Source organism: Pseudomonas sp. LB1P83 (genome assembly GCF_054897885.1).
The window spans coordinates 3224310-3244414 of record NZ_CM142709.1; the positions used below are offsets into that span (position 1 = coordinate 3224310).

16 protein-coding genes are annotated in these 20105 nt (G+C 59.9%); 3 read left to right on the plus strand and 13 right to left on the minus strand.

Features of this window, described 5'->3' with window-relative positions; genetic code table 11:
• Nucleotides 1-155 precede the first annotated feature (155 nt).
• From ACYZTY_RS14750 to ACYZTY_RS14770, 5 genes are all read right to left on the minus strand, one after another.
• Nucleotides 156-1325 carry a lactonase family protein gene (locus tag ACYZTY_RS14750; protein ID WP_461959131.1) on the minus strand — a complete coding sequence of 390 codons (1170 nt, stop codon included), beginning with the start codon at nt 1323-1325 and terminating at the stop codon, nt 156-158.
• Nucleotides 1318-1617: a DUF5629 family protein gene (locus ACYZTY_RS14755; protein ID WP_461959132.1), complete on the minus strand. Its 300-nt coding sequence runs from the start codon at nt 1615-1617 to the stop codon at nt 1318-1320. The genes ACYZTY_RS14750 and ACYZTY_RS14755 overlap by 8 nt, the downstream gene beginning before the upstream one ends.
• Nucleotides 1618-1821: 204 nt before the next feature.
• Complete coding sequence (locus tag ACYZTY_RS14760; protein WP_461959133.1) at nt 1822-3402, minus strand: aldehyde dehydrogenase (NADP(+)); 1581 nt, start codon at nt 3400-3402, stop codon at nt 1822-1824.
• A 10-nt stretch (nt 3403-3412) separates the two neighbouring features.
• Nucleotides 3413-4405, minus strand: a complete 993-nt coding sequence (gene araD1 / locus ACYZTY_RS14765) for an AraD1 family protein (RefSeq protein ID WP_461959134.1) — start codon at nt 4403-4405, stop codon at nt 3413-3415.
• Between the two features lie 152 nt (nt 4406-4557).
• Nucleotides 4558-5880, minus strand: a complete 1323-nt coding sequence (locus ACYZTY_RS14770) for an MFS transporter (protein ID WP_219097418.1) — start codon at nt 5878-5880, stop codon at nt 4558-4560.
• 193 nt (nt 5881-6073) lie between these two features.
• Between ACYZTY_RS14770 and ACYZTY_RS14775 the strand changes: the two genes are divergently transcribed.
• The gene (locus ACYZTY_RS14775; protein WP_461959135.1) at nt 6074-7810 is read left to right on the plus strand and encodes an IlvD/Edd family dehydratase; all 1737 of its coding nucleotides are present in this window, start codon (nt 6074-6076) and stop codon (nt 7808-7810) included.
• Nucleotides 7811-8015: 205 nt separating this feature from the next.
• The gene (locus tag ACYZTY_RS14780) at nt 8016-8735 is read left to right on the plus strand and encodes a FadR/GntR family transcriptional regulator (protein WP_461959136.1); all 720 of its coding nucleotides are present in this window, start codon (nt 8016-8018) and stop codon (nt 8733-8735) included.
• A gap of 179 nt (nt 8736-8914) precedes the next feature.
• Here the strand turns inward: ACYZTY_RS14780 and ACYZTY_RS14785 are convergent, their stop codons facing one another.
• Nucleotides 8915-11299 carry an efflux RND transporter permease subunit gene (locus ACYZTY_RS14785; protein ID WP_131062059.1) on the minus strand — a complete coding sequence of 795 codons (2385 nt, stop codon included), beginning with the start codon at nt 11297-11299 and terminating at the stop codon, nt 8915-8917.
• 28 nt (nt 11300-11327) lie between these two features.
• On the minus strand, nt 11328-12401 hold the full coding sequence (locus tag ACYZTY_RS14790) for a WD40/YVTN/BNR-like repeat-containing protein (RefSeq protein WP_461959137.1): 1074 nt from the start codon (nt 12399-12401) through the stop codon (nt 11328-11330).
• A 554-nt stretch (nt 12402-12955) separates the two neighbouring features.
• Between ACYZTY_RS14790 and ACYZTY_RS14795 the strand changes: the two genes are divergently transcribed.
• On the plus strand, nt 12956-13306 hold the full coding sequence (locus tag ACYZTY_RS14795) for a hypothetical protein (RefSeq protein ID WP_461959138.1): 351 nt from the start codon (nt 12956-12958) through the stop codon (nt 13304-13306).
• Nucleotides 13307-13585: 279 nt separating this feature from the next.
• Here the strand turns inward: ACYZTY_RS14795 and pepN are convergent, their stop codons facing one another.
• The 6 genes from pepN to ACYZTY_RS14825 are packed head-to-tail and all read right to left on the minus strand — an operon-like array spanning nt 13586 to nt 20099.
• Nucleotides 13586-16243: an aminopeptidase N gene (gene pepN, locus ACYZTY_RS14800; RefSeq protein WP_461959139.1), complete on the minus strand. Its 2658-nt coding sequence runs from the start codon at nt 16241-16243 to the stop codon at nt 13586-13588.
• A gap of 10 nt (nt 16244-16253) precedes the next feature.
• Nucleotides 16254-17084 carry a DUF2797 domain-containing protein gene (locus tag ACYZTY_RS14805; protein ID WP_461959140.1) on the minus strand — a complete coding sequence of 277 codons (831 nt, stop codon included), beginning with the start codon at nt 17082-17084 and terminating at the stop codon, nt 16254-16256.
• Nucleotides 17081-17341 carry a YeaC family protein gene (locus ACYZTY_RS14810; RefSeq protein WP_090183249.1) on the minus strand — a complete coding sequence of 87 codons (261 nt, stop codon included), beginning with the start codon at nt 17339-17341 and terminating at the stop codon, nt 17081-17083. The genes ACYZTY_RS14805 and ACYZTY_RS14810 overlap by 4 nt, the downstream gene beginning before the upstream one ends.
• Nucleotides 17342-17371: 30 nt before the next feature.
• Nucleotides 17372-18241, minus strand: coding sequence for a rhomboid family intramembrane serine protease (locus ACYZTY_RS14815; RefSeq protein WP_461959141.1), 870 nt, complete (start codon nt 18239-18241; stop codon nt 17372-17374).
• A complete protein-coding gene (locus ACYZTY_RS14820) occupies nt 18238-19209 on the minus strand; it encodes a metallophosphoesterase (RefSeq protein ID WP_461959142.1) in 972 nt (323 codons plus the stop codon). The genes ACYZTY_RS14815 and ACYZTY_RS14820 overlap by 4 nt, the downstream gene beginning before the upstream one ends.
• Nucleotides 19209-20099, minus strand: a complete 891-nt coding sequence (locus ACYZTY_RS14825; protein ID WP_010459816.1) for an NAD(+) kinase — start codon at nt 20097-20099, stop codon at nt 19209-19211. The genes ACYZTY_RS14820 and ACYZTY_RS14825 overlap by 1 nt, the downstream gene beginning before the upstream one ends.
• Between the last annotated feature and the right edge of the window lie 6 nt (nt 20100-20105).

Genomic DNA, 20105 nt, shown 5'->3' on the forward strand with positions numbered 1-20105 from the left:
GGCGGTATTCCTCGGATTCAGTTGGCTTGCTTGCCCGGTGGGGCCGTGAAGCAAACTTAACCTTCGAGGTCGGCGCCTTGAAATCTTTTGTAGCATTAGCAGATATCAGCCTCATTAATACAAGGACGCAGGCCCTATCAACCGGGGCCTGCGGCTTATTGACGCACCAGGAACTTGAGGTCGCTCGGGGCATCCATCGGCAGCTTTTGCACGGTTTTACCCAGCAGGCCGCTCTTGGTATCGCGTTCAACGACGACAATCTGGTTGCTCTTCTGATTGGCAATCAGCAAGAACTTGCCGCTCGGGTCGAGGCTGAACTCGCGCGGGTGATCACCTTCCACCGAACGACGCTGCAACTCTTTGAGGTGGCCGGTCGCAGGATCAATGGCAAACACCAGCAACTGATTGGCGGTGCCACGGTTGCTGACATAGAGGAACTTGCCATCGACCGATGCGTGCAGCGCAGCGGCTGCCTTGTCGGAAACAGGCTGACCCGCCGCCAGATCAACCCTCTGGGTTTGCTCAAGCTTGCCGTTCTGGTAATCGAACACCGCGACCTGCGCGCTCATTTCCATGGTCAGCCAGGCATGTTTGCCATCGGCGCTGAACAACAAATGACGCGGTCCGCTGCCGGGTGGCAACTGGACGGATGCCGGGGTGGCTGCAACCAGCGGCAGCTGCGGGTTCGCCTTGGGATCGAAGCGGTAGACAAAGACCTTGTCTGCACCCAGGTCATTGGAGAACACAAACAGGCCGTCCGGCGACGAAACCGTCGAGTGCACATGCGCCGACATCTGCCGCTCAGGGTTAACCCTGCTCGACGGGTGACTGCTCATCTGCACCACGTTTTTGAGCTTGCCATCAGCGCCAACCGGCAACACCGCCAGCGTGCCACCCGGGTCTTCAGCCACTGAATAATTGCTGACGAACAAATGGCTGGCATCACCGCTGAGGCTCGAATGCGTTGGCTCGTTGCCCAGACTCTGCACCTGATTGATCAGCCTTAGCTCGTGGGTCTTGGGGTCGATCGCATAACTGCTGACGCGCCCGACCGGATCTTTCTGGCCTGGGCCGTTTTCGTTGACCACGAACAGGCGCTGCTGATCCTTGGAGACGGTCAGCCAGGACGGGTTTTCACTGGTGACCACTTGCAGCGGCTTGGGGTTGATCTGCCCGGTGGCGCTGTCGAAGTTCAGGCGATAAATGCCCTGGCTCTGCCCCGCCGTGTAGGAACCGACCAGCAACTGATAGTCGTCGGCGGATGCCACCTCAATGCCCATTGCGCCAATGCTGCCGGCGATCAACAGCGGCCAAAGCTTATGCATCCAGATTCCCTTCTTCTTCCTCGTCGTCATCACCGCGGAACGCGGTCATGCACACCAAGCGGTGCTCGCCGGAATCACCGGTGATCAGCCAGCTTTGCAGAGTCGGATCGAAGGTCGCGGCCTCGACTTCGGCCAGGGTGAACTCCCAGTGCTTGGACACGCGGCCGTCGAGGCATTCGATGTGCAGATTGTCGTCTTCATCGAGGGAGAATTCGAAGGCGTGCAGCCCGTCGATTTCCACCATATCGCAGTGTTCGAGGGTGGCGAGCAAGGTGTCGGTTGGGGCAGTCATGGCAGTCAATCTTTGAATGGGAAAGACGCAATGATAGCTCAATGTGAGGGTGGGTCTATGTCTGGCACACACCTCACATCCAACCCAAAACAAATGTAGGAGTGAGCCTGCTCGCGATAGCGGCGTGTCAGTCGACATTATTTTTGACTGATAGACCGCTATCGCGAGCAGGCTCACTCCTACAGGGGTTTATGTGCTCGGCGGTTAGAGGGCGTCGCGGGAGGGCTTGCCGTCCACCAGGCGTTGGATTCGTAACGGGTTAGCGTTCTTCAACGCCTCCGGCAACAGGCTGTCCGGATAGTTCTGGAAGCACACCGGACGCAGGAAACGGTCAATCGCCAACGTGCCCACCGACGTGCCGCGCGCATCGGAAGTCGCCGGATACGGCCCGCCGTGGACCATTGAGTCGCAGACTTCAACGCCCGTCGGATAGCCATTGAGCAGAATCCGTCCGACCTTTTGCTCCAGCAGCGCCGTCAGCCCGCCGAACTGCTCGAAGTCTGCGGGTTCGCCAATGATCGTCGCCGTCAATTGCCCGTGCAGGCCGTTCAACGCGGCACTGAGCTGCGCCTGGTCCGCGACTTCGACAAACACTGTGGTCGGGCCGAACACTTCTTCCTGCAAGACTTCATCGCCATTGATCAACAGGCTGACGTCAGCCTTGAACAGTTGCGGTTGCGCCTGATTGCCCTGCTGTGGGCTACCGGCCAGATGCTCGATGCCCGGGTGAGCGAGGAGCTTTTGCAAGCCTTTGCCATAGCTGCTCAAGGTCCCGGCATTGAGCATCGTTTGCGCCGGCTGATCGCCGATGAACCCCGCAACCTGTTGCACGAACGCAGTGAACTGCGGAGAGCGAATACCGATGACCAGACCGGGATTGGTGCAGAACTGACCGCAACCCTGCACCACCGAAGCGGTCAGGTCGCGAGCAACGGTGTCTGCGCGAACGTCCAGGGCCTGCGGCAACACGATCACCGGGTTGATGCTCGACATCTCGGCGAACACCGGGATTGGCTGCGCACGTGCTGCAGCCATGTCGCACAACGCACGACCACCCTTCAGCGAACCGGTAAAACCGACCGCCTGAATCGCCGGGTGCTTGACCAGCGCTTCGCCGACTCCGCCGCCGTAGATCATGTTGAACACGCCAGCCGGCATGCCGGTTTTTTCCGCTGCGCGTATCAACGCGTCAGCCACCTGCTCAGCGGTGGCCATGTGGCCGCCGTGGGCCTTGAACACCACCGGGCAACCAGCGGCCAACGCCGACGCGGTGTCACCGCCCGCCGTGGAGAATGCCAACGGGAAGTTGCTCGCACCAAACACGGCGACTGGCCCGAGGCCGATGCGGTATTGGCGCAGGTCCGGACGGGGCAGCGGTTGGCGATCCGGCAATGCCTGATCAATCCGCGCGCCGTAGAAATCACCACGACGCAGCACTTTGGCGAACAGGCGCATCTGGCCGCTGGTGCGCCCGCGCTCGCCTTGAATACGCCCGGCAGGCAATGCCGTTTCGCGGCAGACCACAGCGACGAAGTCATCGCCCAAGGCGTCGAGCTCATCGGCAATCGCATCGAGAAATTGCGCGCGACGTTCGGCGCTCAGGCTGCGATAGGCCGGGTAAGCCGCCGCGGCTGCCTTGGCAGCGGCATCCACTTCTTCAGGCGTGGCCTGGAAAAAATCATGAGGCAAGGCTTCGCCGGTGCTGGCATCGACGCTTTGCAGTTTGACGGTGCCGGCAGCGCTGCGCTGGCCGGCGATGTAGTTGTGACCAAGAATCCGGGTCATGCATTTCTCCTTAAAGGGTGCCGACGGTGCCGGGCTCGAACGCTGCTTCAACCGGTGCAATCCCGTTGATCAACGGCGCGCCGAACTCGGCCTGACTGATCTCGAACACATCACCCGGTCGGGTGCGGATGCCGTCGGCAAAGGACAGGGTCGCGGTGCCGAAGAAATGAATGTGCACGTCCCCCGGACGCAGGAACTGGCTGTACTTGAAATGGTGGTACTCGAGGTTTTCCAGGCTGTGGCACATGTTTGCCTCGCCGCTGAGGAACTCGTTCTGCCACAGCACCTCACCGTCACGCAGGATACGGCTGGTGCCGGCCAGATGCTCCGGCAACGGGCCGACGCGAAGTTCCGGGCCATAGCTGCAACTGCGCAGTTTCGAATGCGCCAGGTAGAGGTAATTCTTGCGCTCCATCACATGGTCAGAGAACTCGTTGCCCACCGCGAAACCGAGGCGATACGGTTTGCCATCGTGGCCGTTCACGTAGAGGCCGCTGAGTTCAGGCTCTTCACCCGCGTCCTCGGCAAAGGGCGGCAATGGGAATGACTGGCCTGGGCGCACGACGATGCTGCCGTCGCCCTTGTAGAACCACTCCGGTTGCACACCAGCCTGGCCGGCCGCCGGTTTACCGCCCTCCACGCCCCATTTGAAAATGCGCATGGTGTCGGTCATCGCCGCTTCGTCGCCGACCTGCTGATGCATTTTGTCCCGGGCCGACGCGCTGCCGAGGTGGGTCAGGCCGGTGCCGCTGACCAGCATGTGCGCCGGATCCGGGTGATCCAGTGGTGGGAGGATTCGCAGTTGCGCCAGCAACTCAGCGTAGTCATGGCTAATGCCCAGGCCCAGGGTTTTCACCTGCTGCTCCAGATTGACGCCCGCCTCGATCGCCGCCAGGGCCAGGTCCCGAACCGTGCGCGCGTCCTGCACTTCGCGGATCAACCCCTCATCGACCACGCCTACTCGACGCTCGCCGTTACTCAGTTCGAACTGCACTAAACGCATGGATTTTCTCCTTTAAACAAAACTCGAACACACCGCAAAACCCATGTGGGAGTGAGCCTGCTCGCGATAGCGATCTGACAGTCGACTCCATTGGTGAATGTGAGTCAGTCATCGCGAGCAGGCTCACTCCCACAATGGATCGGTGTAAATCCTCAGGTACGGGTTGCGCCACGCGCACTCGCCGCAAACTGGTCCGCCGACAGCACATGCTTGCGCTCCAGCAACCGATACACCACGCCGGTCAACACCAGCCCGAACACCATCACACCCGACAGGAAGTACAGGCCCGAGGCCAGGTTGCCGGTGTATTCCTTCAGCGCCCCAATCACGAACGGGCCGATGTAACCACCGAGGTTGCCCACCGAGTTGATCAACGCGATCCCCGCCGCTGCACTGGCGCCGGCGAAGAAACGACCCGGCAAGGTCCAGAACACTGCGGTGCAGGAAAACAGCGCAAACGCCACCAGACACAACGCCGCGAGTTGCAGCACCGGCACCGTCAACCAGGCGCTGAGGAACAGGCCAATGGCACCCAACACATAAAGCACGGCGAGGTGGCCGTAACGATCATTCAGGCGGTCGGAACTGCGCGGAATGATCAGCAAACCAATGATCCCGAAGATGTACGGCACCGATGACACGAAACCGGTTACCAGATCAGTGCCGCCAAACTGCTTGATCAACGTGGGCAGCCACAGGCCCAGGCCATAAATGCTCAAGGTCACCGGCAGGTAAAACAGCGCCAGCAGCAACACGCGCTTGTCTTTCAAGGCATGCAGCGGATTGCCGTGCCGGGTCTGGCCGTATGCCTCGAGGTCTTTTTTCAGCTCGCCGGTCAGCCAGTCTTTCTCGGCCTGGTCCATCCATTTCACTTGCTGCGGGCCATCCGGCAAATAGCGCAGCACCGGCCAGGTCAGCAGGATCGCCGGGGTGCCGATGACGATGAACAGCCACTGCCAGCCATGCAGACCCAGGATGCCGTCCATACCAAGCAAACCGCCCGACACCGGGCCGGTGATCATCATCGCGATGGGTTGGGAAAGGATGAACAGCCCGAGGATCTTGCCGCGATGGCGAACCGGGAACCATTGGGTGATGTAGTAGAGAACGCCCGGGAAGAAACCGGCTTCGGCCGCGCCGAGCAGAAAGCGCATGACATAGAAGCTGTGTGGCCCCTGGACGAAGGCCATGCCGATGGTAATGGCGCCCCAGGTGACCATGATCCGTGCGAACCAGCGCCGGGCGCCGAAGCGGTCAAGCATCAGGTTGCTGGGGATTTCCAGCAGGAAGTAACCAATGAAGAACAACCCTGCGCCGAGACCATAGGCTGCATCGCCTAAGCCAATGTCGGCGCCCATGTGCAGCTTGGCGAACCCTACGGCGGAGCGATCCACATAGGCGATCAGGTACAGCAGGATCAGGAAGGGAATCAGTTTCAGCGTGATGCGACGAATAAGCCGCAGTTCCTGGCTCATGAGATAGGTCTCCGATTGTTGTTGTTATAGAACCTCGGGGGACGCCTCTCGCCGAAAATCGCCAGGGCAATCCCTCCGTTGAAAGCGACTATATAGTAATACTAATTACCCAACAACACTTCCAAAGCGGCGAAATTGCGCTTATGTTACGCCGTAGCTCGAACAATATAGTCATACAATAAGAGAATCGATCATGTCTGATAAGAAACCCAACCTGCGCTCCGCCCAATGGTTTGGCACCGCCGACAAGAACGGCTTTATGTACCGCAGCTGGATGAAGAATCAGGGCATCGCCGACCACCAGTTCCACGGCAAGCCGATCATCGGCATCTGCAACACCTGGTCGGAACTGACCCCGTGCAACGCGCATTTCCGCCAGATCGCGGAGCACGTCAAACGCGGGGTGATCGAGGCCGGTGGTTGGCCGGTTGAGTTCCCGGTGTTCTCTAATGGCGAATCGAACCTGCGCCCCACCGCCATGTTCACCCGCAACCTGACGAGCATGGACGTCGAAGAAGCGATTCGCGGCAACCCGATTGATGGCGTGGTGCTGCTGACCGGTTGCGACAAAACCACCCCGGCGCTGTTGATGGGCGCCGCCAGTTGCGACGTGCCGGCCATTGTTGTCACCGGCGGGCCGATGCTCAACGGCAAGCACAAAGGCCAGGACATTGGCTCCGGGACCGTGGTCTGGCAGCTCAGCGAACAAGTGAAAGCCGGCACCATCACCCTCGACGATTTCCTCGCGGCCGAGGGCGGCATGTCCCGCTCGGCGGGTACTTGTAACACCATGGGCACCGCATCGACCATGGCGTGCATGGCTGAAGCTCTGGGCACGTCCCTGCCCCATAACGCGGCGATTCCAGCCGTTGATGCACGCCGTTATGTGTTGGCGCACATGTCCGGCATGCGCGCAGTGGAAATGGTTCGCGAGGACTTGAAGCTGTCGAAGATCCTGACCAAGGAAGCCTTCGAAAACGCCATCCGTGTGAACGCCGCCATCGGTGGTTCGACCAACGCCGTGATCCACTTGAAAGCCATCGCCGGTCGCATCGGCGTCGAACTGGACCTGGATGACTGGACGCGCATGGGTCGCGGCATGCCGACCATCGTCGACTTGCAACCGTCCGGGCGCTTCCTGATGGAAGAGTTCTACTACGCCGGCGGTCTGCCAGCGGTATTGCGCCGCCTCGGCGAAGCCAATCTGATCCCCAATCCGAACGCCTTGACCGTCAACGGCAAGACCCTCGGCGAGAACACCAAGGACGCGCCGATCTACGGCCAGGACGAAGTGATCCGTACCCTCGACAACCCGATCCGCGCTGACGGCGGCATTTGCGTGTTGCGCGGCAACCTCGCACCTCTGGGTGCAGTGCTCAAGCCGTCTGCGGCCAGTGCCGAATTGATGCAGCACCGTGGGCGTGCAGTGGTGTTCGAGAACTTCGACATGTACAAGGCGCGGATCAACGATCCCGAACTGGACGTCGATGCCAACTCGATTCTGGTGATGAAGAATTGCGGGCCGAAGGGTTATCCGGGCATGGCTGAAGTCGGCAACATGGGCTTGCCGGCGAAGCTGTTGGCTCAGGGCGTGACTGACATGGTGCGCATTTCCGACGCGCGCATGAGCGGCACGGCGTACGGCACGGTGGTTTTGCACGTTGCCCCGGAAGCGGCGGCCGGCGGGCCTTTGGCGACAGTGAAGGAAGGCGACTGGATCGAGCTTGATTGCGCCAATGGGCGTTTGCATCTGGACATTCCGGATGCGGAACTGGCAGCGCGCATGGCGGATCTGCAACCGCCGCAGCAATTGATCGTGGGCGGTTATCGTCAGCTGTACATCGACCATGTGCTGCAAGCGGATCAGGGCTGCGACTTCGACTTCCTGGTCGGTTGCCGCGGCTCCGAAGTGCCCCGCCATTCCCACTGATCACCCCCCCCTGTAGGAGTGAGCCTGCTCGCGATAGCGGTCGAACATTCAACATTGATGTTGACTGAACTACCGCTATCGCGAGCAGGCTCACGCCCACATTGGTTCTTCATCTGATTCAGGACCGTGCTTGCTCTGGCGACCGTCCGCGCCGCGCCTGCTATCATGCGCGGCATCTCCATCGCACAGGATCGCGCCGTTCCCCATGGATTACCGCAAACCCTCCGACCGCAAAAGCATGCACTCGCGCATCGTCCAGGAATTGGGCATGCAGATCGTTTCCGGGCGCTTCAAACCGTGTGACAAACTGCCCGCCGAAGCCCTGCTGTGCGAGGAGTACGCGGTCAGCCGCCCGGTGCTGCGCGAAGCCACCCGCGTACTGGTTGCCAAAGGCCTGGTGTATTCCCGTCCGCGGGTCGGCACCGTGGTCAAGCAGCGCAAAGAATGGCACATGCTCGATCCGGATGTGCTGCACTGGCTGATGCAAAGCAGCCCGCAGAATCAATTCTTCGACTTGCTGACCAGCGTGCGCAGCATCATCGAACCCGCTGCCGCCGCCCTCGCCGCGCAATTCGCCACCGACGCGGACATCGCCTCCATCGGTGAAGCCTACCAGCGCATGGAAGCCGCACCGACGCCTGAAGCCTTGTTGCAGCCGGACCTGGACTTTCACAGCCGGATCGCCGATGCGACCCACAACGATCTGCTGGCCAACCTGTGCAACATGCTGTCGGTGGCGATTGCTGAAGCGCTGAAGCATTCCAATCAGCGGCCGAATCTGCATGAACTGGCGTTGCCGCGGCACAAGGCGATTCTGACGGCGATCGAAAATCGTGATGCGCTGGGTGCGCGGCATGCCACCCTCGTACAGCTGGATGATGCGCGAAGCGCGTTGAATGTCGTGCTAGGTACCGATCCCTCATAACCACCACACATCCCTGTAGGAGCGAGGCTTGCCCGCGAAGGCGGTGGGCCAGTCGACACCTGTATTGACTGACATACCCCTTCGCGGGCAAGCCTCGCTCCTACAGGGGGTTTGGTGTGAAATTTGAGGCATAAAAAAGCCGCAACCCTTGTTGCGGCTTTTTTTGTTTCAGCCAGGGATCAGTGAGCGAACAACGAGTTGCCCTTCTGCCCCGCCAGTTTCTCCGGCTTGATCAGGAAACGCGCCAGCGCTGGCAACAGCCAAAGCGCACCGAACATGTTCCAGAGCAGCATGAAGGTCAGCATCAGGCCCATGTCGGCCTGGAACTTGATCGCCGAGAAGATCCAGGTGCACACGCCGATCGCCAGGCACAGGCCGGTGAACAGTACGGCTTTACCGGTGGACTTCAGCGTCTGGTAGTACGCCTCTTGCAACGGCAGGCCGGCACGCAGGAAGCTTTCCAGACGGCTGTAGATGTAGATCCCGTAGTCCACGCCAATCCCCACACCCAGCGCCACCACCGGCAGGGTCGCGACTTTCACGCCGATGCCCATGAAGGCCATCAGGGCGTTGCCAAGTACCGACGTCAGCACAAGCGGCAGCACGATGCACAAGGTCGCCGCCCAGGAACGGAAGGTGATCATGCACATGGTCGCGACGCAGATGTAGACGAGGATCAGGATGGTCAGCTCGGATTCCTTGATCACCTCGTTGGTGGCCGCCTCAATGCCGGCGTTACCCGCCGCGAGGATGAATTCCAGGCCGTCCTTGTTGTTTTCCTTGGCGAAGTCCTGCACCGCATGCACCGCGCGATCCAGGGTGGCGGCCTTGTGGTCGTTGAGGAACACCAGCACCGGCGCCAGGGAGCAACTGTTGTTGTACAAGCCATCGGCACGGGCGATGGAGTTGTTCAGTACGTCAGGGTTGCGCGACAGGGTTTCCCATTTCAGGTTGCCCTCGTTCATGCCCTTGATCATCTGCTTGGACACCGTCACCAGCGAGATCGCCGACTGCACGCCCTCGGTGTTCTGCATCTTCCACATCAGCTCATCGATCGGCGCCATGGCTTCGTAGCGCGAGCAGCCTTCGGACTTGGTCTTGACCATCACCACCAACACGTCGGAACTGGTGGAGTAGTTGCTGATGATGAAGTTGTTGTCCTTGTTGTATCGCGAGTCCGGACGCAACTCGGGAGCACCCTGGTCGAGGTCACCGATCTTCAGGTTCTGGCTGTACCAGAGGCCGCCACCGAAGGCCAGCAAGGCCAGGATGATCGACACCGGTGCGACTTTCGGGCTGGCGAAGCTCGACAGCAGGCGCCAGAACGGGTGTTCGCGGTGTGCGTCTTTCTTGCTGCGTTCGACGGCGCGTTTGCTGATGCCGACGTAGGAAATCGCCACCGGCAGCAGAATCAGGTTGGTGAACACGATCACCGCCACACCGATGGATGCGCCAATGGCCAGTTCACGAATCACACCGATGTCGATGATCAGCAGCGTGATGAAGCCCACCGCGTCCGCGAGGATCGCGATCATCCCCGGCAGGAACAATTGACGGAACGTGCGTCGTGCGGCGGTCAAGGCGTTGTCGGCTTCGCTGGACTGCAGGGCGATCCCGTTGATCTTCTGCACGCCGTGGGAAATACCGATGGCGAAGATCAGGAACGGCACCAGCATCGAATACGGATCGAGTCCGAAACCAAAGAAGTGCATCAGACCCAGCTGCCAGACCACCGCCACCAGCGTCGTACTCAACACCGCCACGGTGCTGCGCATGCAGTTGGTGAACCAGTACAGCAGGATCAGCGTAATGATGAAGGCGACGCCGAAGAACATCACCACCATGACCAGGCCATCGATCAGGTCGCCGACTTTCTTGGCGAAACCGACGATGTGGATCTGCACGTTAGGGTTCTGCGCTTCAAACTTGTCGCGAATCTTTTCTTCAAGTTCGTGGGAGAACTTGCGGTAGTCCAGCGCCAGCAACTTGCCCTGGTCCTGCGGATCCGGGTAGGACTCCAGCAGCGGGATATCGACGATGCTCGACTTGAAGTCGTTGGCCACCAGACGCCCGACCTGACCGGACTTGAGCACGTTGTTGCGCAGCAGGTCGAGGCTTTGCTGGGAGCCGTTATAGCTCTGAGGGATCACTTCGCCACCGGCGAAACCCTCCTCTGTCACCTCGGTCCAGCGTACGCTCGGGCTCCACAACGACTTGAGGCCGGAACGATCGACACCGGAAATGTAGAACACCTCGTCGTTGATCTGACGCAGGGTCTCCATGTATTCCTTGGAGAAGATGTCGCCATCGGTGGCTTCCACCGAAATGCGCACCGTGTTGCCAAGGTTCGCCAGATCGTTACGGTGCTCCATCATCTTTTGGATGAATGGATGCTCCAGGGGGATCATTTTTTCGAAACTGGTGGACGGCCGGATCAGCGTCGCCTGCCAGAACAGGAAGATGCTGACCAGCAGGCAGATGACGATCACTGCCGGGCGGTTGTTGAAAATCAGGCGTTCAAGAAACGTCGCCTTGTCTTGGTGATGACTGCTCAAGGATGTCATAGACCCGCCTTCTTATTATTTGCCCGGCTCATTTGGACGACCCGTTTTTTCCATTCTCTGCGCCGGCGCCGGTTGGCGAGGTGATGCGAACGCCGCCCTGTCCCGCCAGAATCAGATTACCGTCGCCTGCTGCAGTCACCGCCGAAACGGAAATGCGATCCGAACGGTTGAACACGCTGAAGTTTTCGCCGTTGTCGTTGCTGCGGATCACCGAGCCGCCGTTGCCGACGATCACGATGGAGCCGTCATCGAGCAAGGTTGCGCCAGACAGACCGAACTCCAGCGCACCGCGGGCAGCCTTGAGCTCGACCGGCTCCCAGGTCGTGCCGAAATCGGTGGAGCGGAACAGATTGCCGCGCAACCCGTATGCCAGCAGCGTGTTGGCCTGAGCGGTGCCGATCACGCCGAACAGCGAACCTTCGTATGGGCCTTCAAGCTTTTCCCAGGTCTGGCCCCAGTCGGCAGAGCGGAACATGCTGCCCTGCTCGCCGACGATGAACAGCCCGGCATCCTTGACCGCCGCAATGCCGTTGAGGTGGTACTGGTCTTCGTTGTCGAGGCGATCACTGGCATCTTCCCAGTGCTTGCCACCGTCGGTGGTTGCCAGCAACGCACCGTAAGCACCCACGGCAAAGCCGCTGTTGACGTCCTGGAACCAGACGTCGAGCAGCGGCGATTCGCGTTTCAAATCTTCGAATTGCTTGGTCCAGGTAGCACCACCGTCCTCGCTGGCGAGGATCTGTGCGTCATGGCCGACGGCCCAGCCGTGTTTGTCATCGGCGAAAAAAACCGAGGTCAGCAATTGCCGGGTAGGCACCTTGGCCTGGGTCCAGGTGGCACCCTGGTCATCGGAATACAGAATGTGCCCGCGATCACCGACGGCCACCAGGCGCTTGCCGGCGTGCACGACGTCGAGCATCAGGCTCTTGCTGGCTTTGGCAGATTCAACGGCATAAACAATGTCGGACGCTGGCGCCGCAGCGGCCAACGCAGGTGCCGACAGCACCGCACAACCCAACAGCGAGAGCGCTGTAGCCAGCAACGCGAACTTGCGTAATGCCGGCGGGCGGCAAATACCCACACCCATGACAGGCTCACTCATAGACCTTCCCCCATTATTATTGTTAGGTCATTCAACCTTTCAGGGCGCCGTAAGGGGTGCTCATCGGGATTGCCTGTTCTGGAGCATAGTCCTGAAATGCGCAATCTAGAGCCCCTTCGGAAGCTGGCTTATCCTATCGGGGTTTGGAAAGGTCTGACAATCGACGCCACGTTATGTTTTGTTAACTGGGGCGGAATGCGGTTTGGGTGAATGATTGGGTATCAGGTGGGGTGATTGGGGTTTCTGGGTTTGTTTGGGGCTCGGGGTTCGGGGTTCGGAGTACATATCCGTTTCTGCGGTAACGGCTGCTGGCGGTTTCGCTCTTACAGCGACTCACTTTTTCAGACGCCGGAATGCCGGCCCAGCGAAAAGTAAGCAAAAGGCTTCGCCCCAGCGTACGGCGCCTCGCTGAGGCTCCGCGTTCCCTCGCTACGGTGCCCATCAGGGGGCATCGCCTACGGTCTGCTTCGCGACGACCTCCTCTCGATGTGTGCGGCTTCGCCGCACGGCGCTTCGCGCCCACCCCCTGATGAACACCTACGCTCGGCCTGCCGATGGGGCGAAAGATCAAGATCAAGATCAAGATCAACGTCAAAAGCCGCAGCCGCAGCCGCAGCCACAACATCCTCACACCTGTAGGAGCGAGCCTGCTCGCGATTGCGGTAGTTCGATCAACATTGCTTTACCTGACACACCGCCATCGCGAGCAGGCTCACTCCCACAGTGGATTGATGTACACCTGCAAGAAATCGGTCGGCTATCAGGCCGCCTTCGCGGGCAAGCCTCGCTCCTACAAAAAGCAAGCAGAGCAGCGTACGGCTCTTGCTCTTCACCACTCATCAGGCCGAGCGTTAGCTCGCCTTCAGCTTTTGATCTTGATCCACCCGCCCCTTTCGGGAGGCTGAGTGGAGGTGTTCATCCGGGGAGTGGCGCAAAGCGCCGTTCGACGCAGTCGAACACGCTGCATGTAGGTGCAGCGAAGCCAACCGGAGGGCAGTGTCCCCGGATGGATACCGGAGCGAAGGAACGCCGAGCCTTAGCGAGGGGCCGGACGCTCGGGGCGAGCCTTTTTTTGCTTACTTTTTTTTGGCGTTTGAAAAAAAAGTGAGTCGCCGTAAGGGCGAAACCCTAAGCGGCCGTTACCGCAGGAATGGATATACACCCCGCGGAAACAAGCCCCCAACTCAGGCCAGGCTTTTGCTGACCACTTCAAACACATCACTGGACAGCTGACCCGAAGCGCGAATCCGCTCCAACTCACCTTTCATCAACGCCTGACGCGCATCGTCATACTTGCGCCAGCGAGTCAGCGGTGCCAGTTGGCGAGAAGCGATCTGCGGGTTAAACCCGTTCAACTCGATCACCAGATCCGCCAGGAAGCGATACCCGGAACCATCAGCCGCATGGAAGTTGATCAGGTTCTGCCCGGCAAACGCGCCGACCAGTGCCCGCACCTTGTTCGGGTTCTTGATGTTGAACGCCGGATGCTCCATCAACTGACGAACACGCTCCAGACCACCCGGCAACGTGCTGCCCGCCTGGACACTGAACCACTGATCCATGACCAGCGGATTGTCCTTGAAGTGCTCGGCAAAACTCGCCAGCGCCCGGGCTTTGTCTTCTTCATAGGGCGAGTTGACCAACACCGCCAACGCCGTCAGGCGCTCAGTCATATTGTCGCTGGTCTCAAATTGTTCAAGCGTTGCCGCCAATACTTCCGGCTTGCCGCTGAGCATCAGGTACGACAGCGCAATGTTCTGCAACGCGCGACGTGCAAAATGCTCGGCCTCGGCCACATACGGGGTCTTCTTAGACAGATCGCGGTTGGCCTGATAACGCAGCCACAACGCTTCGAACAAACCTTCAGTCAATTGCTTGCGGGCAAACTCGCGAGCGATATGGATGGCATCGACGTCAGCCACTTCACTGATTTCTGTCAGATACGCCTCACCCGGCAGCGAAAGCATTTCCGCAACCATCGCCTGGTCCAGCGTCTCGTCGGACAGCACGGTGCGCAAGGCAGAAATCAGGCGTTGATCCAGCACCAGTTTCTCGCCCTTCTGCTGCTGAGCGATCAGCTCTTGCAGCACCTGAACCGACAATTGCTGACCGGCATCCCAGCGGTTGAAACCGTCGCTGTCGTGCTGCATCAGGAACATCAGTTGATCGCGGTTGTACGGGAAGCTCAGTTTCACCGGTGCCGAGAAGCCGCGCAGCAACGAAGGCAGCGGCTGTTCGGCGATGTCGACGAAGGTGAAGGTCTGCTCGGCTTCGGTCACCGAAATGACCCGCGAAGTGCCTTGGGCACTGGCTTCACCGGAAAGACGCAACGCAATGGCCGCCCCTTTCGGGTCCAGCAGGCCCAATTCCACAGGAATCACGAACGGCAGTTTTTCAACCTTGTCCGGGGTCGCCGGGCAGCTCTGGCGGAAGGTCAGGCTGTAGGTTTTCGCTGCTGCGTCGTAGGACTCGCTCACCGCCAGGCGCGGCGTACCGGCCTGGCTGTACCAGCGTTTGAACTGGGTCAGGTCGACACCGTTTGCGTCTTCCATCGCCTTGATGAAGTCATCGCACGTCACGGCCTGGCCGTCATGGCGTTCGAAGTACAGGTCGCTGCCTTTGCGGAAGCCTTCGGCGCCGAGCAAGGTGTGGATCATGCCGACCACTTCCGAACCCTTTTCGTACACGGTCAGGGTATAGAAGTTGGAAATCTCGATGAAGCTGTCCGGGCGCACGGCGTGAGCCATGGGACCTGCGTCTTCGGCGAACTGATGGGTACGCAGGTAAGCCACGTCCTGAATGCGCTTCACGGTCGCCGAGTTCATGTCGGCGGAGAAACCCGAATCGCGGAACACGGTGAAGCCTTCCTTGAGCGACAACTGGAACCAGTCGCGGCAGGTGACGCGGTTGCCCGACCAGTTGTGGAAGTACTCGTGAGCGACGATCGCTTCGACACGCTGGTGCGCGGCGTCGGTCGCGGTTTCGGCGCGGGCCAGCACGGCGCTGGAGTTAAAGATGTTGAGGCCCTTGTTCTCCATGGCGCCCATGTTGAAGTCGTTGACCGCGACAATCATGAAAATGTCCAGATCGTACTCGCGACCGTAGACCTCTTCGTCCCAGCGCATAGACTTCTTCAGGCTGTTCATCGCGTGCTGGCACTTGTCGATGTTTTCCGGCTCGACATAAATGCGCAGCGCCACAGTGCGCTCGCTCATGGTGGTGAAGGTGTCTTCGACGCACCACAAGTCACCGGCCACCAGCGCGAACAGGTACGCCGGTTTCTTGAACGGGTCTTCCCAGGTCGCCCAGTGCCGGCCCTCTTCGCCAGGACCTGAGGCAATCGGGTTGCCGTTGGACAGCAACACCGGATAGCTGTGCTGCTCGGCGACGACCGTGGTGGTGAAGGTGCTCATCACGTCCGGACGGTCGAGGTAGTAGGTGATCTTGCGGAAACCTTCGGCCTCGCACTGGGTGCAGAACATCGTGCCGGATTTGTACAGTCCTTCCAGGGCGGTGTTGGTTTCCGGGTGGATCTTGACGCTGGTATCGACCGTGAACGTGGTGCTGGTCGGGTGCAGGGTCAGATGGTTTTCACTCAACTGATAATCAGCGTCGCTCAACTCGTTGTCAGCCAAGGTGACCGACAGCAGTTCGAGTTGCTGGCCATCCAGCACCAGCGGCGGCAGGCCCGGGCCACGCTCAGGATTGCGGCGCATCACCAGTTGCGCATGGACCAGGCTGTGGTCCTCGAACAACTCGAAGGTCAGGTGTGTCTCGTCGATCAGGTACTCGGGCGCCTGATAGTCCTTCAGGTAAATCATCTTCGGTTGTTCGGTGCGCATGCTGGAGTCCTTACTGATGCACGGCGAGCTGATAAGCCGTGTATTTACGAATATTGATCACGCCGGTGTCGAATATCAGGTATTGGCCCTTGATCCCCAACAGCGTGCCTTCGGCAATCGGATTCTTGTCCAGGTTGAAGCTGACGATTTTGGCCGGGTATTGCTCGACCGGATAGCGGATTTCGAGGACATCTACATCGGCAATAGTCTGGATTGCTTGTAGGCCGAATCGTTCCTGCAAACCTTGCAAACCTTCGGCGCAACTATCAAATAGCTGATCGCGAACCTCGGCCAGGTTCACCGACACCGCGTCGCCCTTGAGTAAAGCACGCCAATTGGTCTTGTCCGCCACCTGACTGCGGAACAGGTCTTCGACAAACCCCGATTGCTGGCGGGTCGAGACACGCATGATTGGCAACGCCTGACGGGCGCCCTGATCGATCCAGCGAGTCGGCAGCTGGGTGGCGCGGGTAATCCCGACCTTCACCCCGGACGAGTTCGACAGATACACAATGTGATCGGTCATGCAGAACTTCTCGCCCCACTCCGGCTCACGGCACGTGCCGGCGTCGTAGTGGCAACGCTCCGGGCTCATGATGCAGAGATCGCACTGCGCCAGTTTGGTCATGCACGGGTAGCAATACCCCTGGCTGAAACTGGTTTTGGTCTTGCGCCCGCAATGGGAACAATGAATCGCCCCCAAATACTCCAGACGCACCGTGGAGCCGATCAATGGATTGACCGGCACCTCGACGTCATCCAGACGAAACGCGTACTGCACGTCCGGCCCGTCAAGGCGCGCCGACATTTTGCTGATTGCACCGCGGCCAATCTCAATCAATGGACGGCATCCGACTTGAACAGAATGTTCGGCACGCTGATCGACTTCGAACTGCATTCCTGCGGGCCCATGTAGCCAGTACGCTCTTCTTCGGGCAGGTTCTGGATTTCCCAGGCGATCATCGCTTGCAACGACAGTTCGCGTTGCTCGGCGGTGAGTTTGCCACCGTCGGACCATTTGCCGATTTCCACCGCCAGTTTCAGGCTCTGGTAGATATCGGGAGTGATGTTTTGAATCATTTCGTTAAAAGAGGACATCAAGGGCTCCGCTCTTTAATACATAACTGTTTAGGCGGCCAGTTTACGGCGGTTGTACAAACCACCCAACAAACCGGTCAAGCATCCGACGAGCAACCCGCTGACGTGGGCCGCGTTGGCGATTTCACCGAAACCGATCATTGAGACCAACCCCGACAGGCACAGCACCAGCCACACCAGCATCATCACCAGCACGCCGCGCGGCAGGCGATAAGCGGGGTTCGGCGACAACATCTGGAAAATCCAGCAATGCCCGAGCAGGCCGTACAGCACACCGGACAACCCGCCAAACAAGGTCGGGCCGCTGAAAACAAACTGGGCGTAGTTCGAGACCAGGCTGAAGAGCAAGGTCAGGCCGATCAGGTTGATGCTGCCCTGGCGCGACTCGATGCGCCGCCCCAGCTCCCAGTACCACATGCCGTTCATGGCCAGGTGCAGGATGCCGAAATGGATCAGCATCGGCGTCACCAGACGCCACCACTGCCCCGCCGCCAGGCTGTCCGCCAAGGGAACAAAATGGATGTACTCGCCGACGATGCGAAAATCGAGGAAGGTCAGCCAGCGCATCGTGTCGAGATTTTCCCCCAGCAGCGTCACCGCACCGACAATCAGGCTCAGCAGCAACACCAGCGCCGTCGCCTTGGCATGACGCAGCTGCTCGACGAAACCGGGACGTTTGGTGGTTTGCGCGAGCGGAATGTCCAGCTGCTGATCAGGGTCACCCGCCGGGAAACGTTCGTACAAGGAACGAACGTCGTCACTGATATTTGCCGGCACCCACAGCACCTGTTCGCCCGACTCTTCGCTGACCCGATGCGGCACCTGCATGCGTTGCAGCAGTTTGACGAACCCACTCAAATCCACCGCCAGCGGCAGGCGTAAAACGGCAACGGTACTCATTGCAGTACCTCCGGCCGCTCGACATCGACCCAGACAAATTTGCGCGGGTCGAGACGGGTTTCCTGATCCAGGCGATAGGCGACCAGTTTGCCGTAGAGCACCGCGCTGTAATCCAGGCAGGCCAGGTTCGGACGGATCGGCGCCGGTTTTCCGCTGCGCCAGTAGTGGCCAACAAACAACAGCGGCTCATCGACACCGTACCGCAGCAAGGTATTTTTTTCGGTGGACGACAGCGGCGTCTGGGCTACGGGTTCGGGCAAGGCATCAGGCTGGAACACAATGTCTCCGTAGGTTTGCGGGTCGTCTTCCCAGAATTTGGTGCGGAAGAACGAACGCGTCAGGCCATCGCCGCTGGTCATGGTCAGCCCGTGTGGCAAACGCATGTCGGTGCCGCGCAGCAAGCGGTCGAACACAGTGCAGGCAAAACTGCCCGGCACGGCCGAGGCCTGGAGGAAATGCTCGTCGACGCATCCATTGGGGAACAGCGCGCGCAGCGGTTCGATCAGGCCGGAATCCCAGCAAGCGTGCACCACGCGGAAACGTCCGGCGTCCACAAACAAAGGCAATTCGTAGAACCATTGCTGGAAGTCATGCCAGTCGCCCGGGTGATCTTCAAACTGGGTCAGGGTTTCACCGAGCAGCCGCGCGTGACGCGGCGTGTGTTCGCGCACGAACTGCTTGCCGCTGCCCGGCGGCGCCGGTGTGGCCCAGCCAAGGGCGTTGAATTCATGGTTGCCCATGATGCACAGCGCCTGACCGGCTTCGACCATGTCGTGGACGATGTGCAGCGCCTCGCGAATCCGCGGGCCGCGGTCGATGATGTCACCGACGAACACCGCCATGCGCGACGGATGCCGCCAGACGCCACCTTGTTTGTGATAACCGAGCCGGTCGAGCAAGTGCTCAAGGGTCAGAGCGCAACCGTGCACGTCACCGATCAGGTCGTAGCTACGCGCGGGATCGAGCATCAGTCGCCTCCACCACCCAACCGGCTGCCCCAGCCAAGTTTGGTCCGGCAGACCTCATAGTAGTTGTGGTCGAGCGGGTGAATCAGCCGCAGCTTCTGGGCTTTTTTGCTGATGGTGATGGTGTCACCCGGCGCACAGGTGAAATGGTTCTGCCCGTCACAGGAGACTTGCGGGTAAATCTGCATATCTTTGGACACGACGATTTTCAGCTCACTGTTGCCATCGACCACAATCGGCCTGCCCGACAAGGTATGGGGGTACATCGGCACAATCACAATAGCGTCGAGCTTGGGATGCATGATCGGCCCGCCTGCCGACAGTGCATAGGCGGTCGAACCGGTGGGCGTGGCGACGATCAGGCCGTCGGCCTTCTGGCTGCAGACGAACTGGCCGTCGATGTACAGTTCGAACTCGATCATCCGCGTCGATTTGCCGGGGTGCAGCACCACGTCGTTCAGTGCGTCGCCCTGGCCGATGGCCTCGGCGTGGCGTCGCACTTCGGCTTGCAGCAGGAAGCGGTTTTCCACCAGATAGTGGCCGTCGAGCACTTCGGCGACTTTGACTTCCAGTTCATCAGGGCGAATATCGGTCAGGAAACCGAGGCTTCCGCGGTTGATGCCGAGCACCGGAATATTGTGTCGGGCCAGGGCGCGCGCGGCGCCGAGCAGGCTGCCGTCACCGCCGACCACAATCACCATGTCACATACTTCGCCGAGCATCTTGCGGGACGAGGTTTGCAGGCCATGACCCGGCAGGACTTCGGCGATGGTGTCTTCGAGAATCACGTGCAGGTGACGATCGAGCAGAAACCGTTTCAGTCGGCGGACGGTATCCAGCACCTGCGAACTGCCCAGGCGACCGATGATGCCGATATTACGAAATTGCTCCATGGGGCC

Excerpts from the sequence above, each read along its gene's own strand:
- ACYZTY_RS14820 (WP_461959142.1), bottom strand. The coding sequence starts at position 19,209 with ATGCTCGATCCCGCGCGTAGCTACGACCTGATCGGTGACGTGCACGGT.
- pepN (WP_461959139.1), bottom strand. The coding sequence starts at position 16,243 with ATGCGCACCGAACAACCGAAGATGATTTACCTGAAGGACTATCAGGCG.
- ACYZTY_RS14825 (WP_010459816.1), bottom strand. The coding sequence starts at position 20,099 with ATGGAGCAATTTCGTAATATCGGCATCATCGGTCGCCTGGGCAGTTCG.
- ACYZTY_RS14790 (WP_461959137.1), bottom strand. The coding sequence starts at position 12,401 with ATGAGTGAGCCTGTCATGGGTGTGGGTATTTGCCGCCCGCCGGCATTA.
- ACYZTY_RS14810 (WP_090183249.1), bottom strand. The coding sequence starts at position 17,341 with ATGTCCTCTTTTAACGAAATGATTCAAAACATCACTCCCGATATCTAC.
- ACYZTY_RS14780 (WP_461959136.1), top strand. The coding sequence starts at position 8,016 with ATGGATTACCGCAAACCCTCCGACCGCAAAAGCATGCACTCGCGCATC.
- ACYZTY_RS14750 (WP_461959131.1), bottom strand. The coding sequence starts at position 1,325 with ATGCATAAGCTTTGGCCGCTGTTGATCGCCGGCAGCATTGGCGCAATG.
- ACYZTY_RS14755 (WP_461959132.1), bottom strand. The coding sequence starts at position 1,617 with ATGACTGCCCCAACCGACACCTTGCTCGCCACCCTCGAACACTGCGAT.
- ACYZTY_RS14815 (WP_461959141.1), bottom strand. The coding sequence starts at position 18,241 with ATGAGTACCGTTGCCGTTTTACGCCTGCCGCTGGCGGTGGATTTGAGT.
- araD1 (WP_461959134.1), bottom strand. The coding sequence starts at position 4,405 with ATGCGTTTAGTGCAGTTCGAACTGAGTAACGGCGAGCGTCGAGTAGGC.
- ACYZTY_RS14760 (WP_461959133.1), bottom strand. The coding sequence starts at position 3,402 with ATGACCCGGATTCTTGGTCACAACTACATCGCCGGCCAGCGCAGCGCT.
- ACYZTY_RS14770 (WP_219097418.1), bottom strand. The coding sequence starts at position 5,880 with ATGAGCCAGGAACTGCGGCTTATTCGTCGCATCACGCTGAAACTGATT.
- ACYZTY_RS14775 (WP_461959135.1), top strand. The coding sequence starts at position 6,074 with ATGTCTGATAAGAAACCCAACCTGCGCTCCGCCCAATGGTTTGGCACC.
- ACYZTY_RS14785 (WP_131062059.1), bottom strand. The coding sequence starts at position 11,299 with ATGACATCCTTGAGCAGTCATCACCAAGACAAGGCGACGTTTCTTGAA.
- ACYZTY_RS14795 (WP_461959138.1), top strand. The coding sequence starts at position 12,956 with ATGGGGCGAAAGATCAAGATCAAGATCAAGATCAACGTCAAAAGCCGC.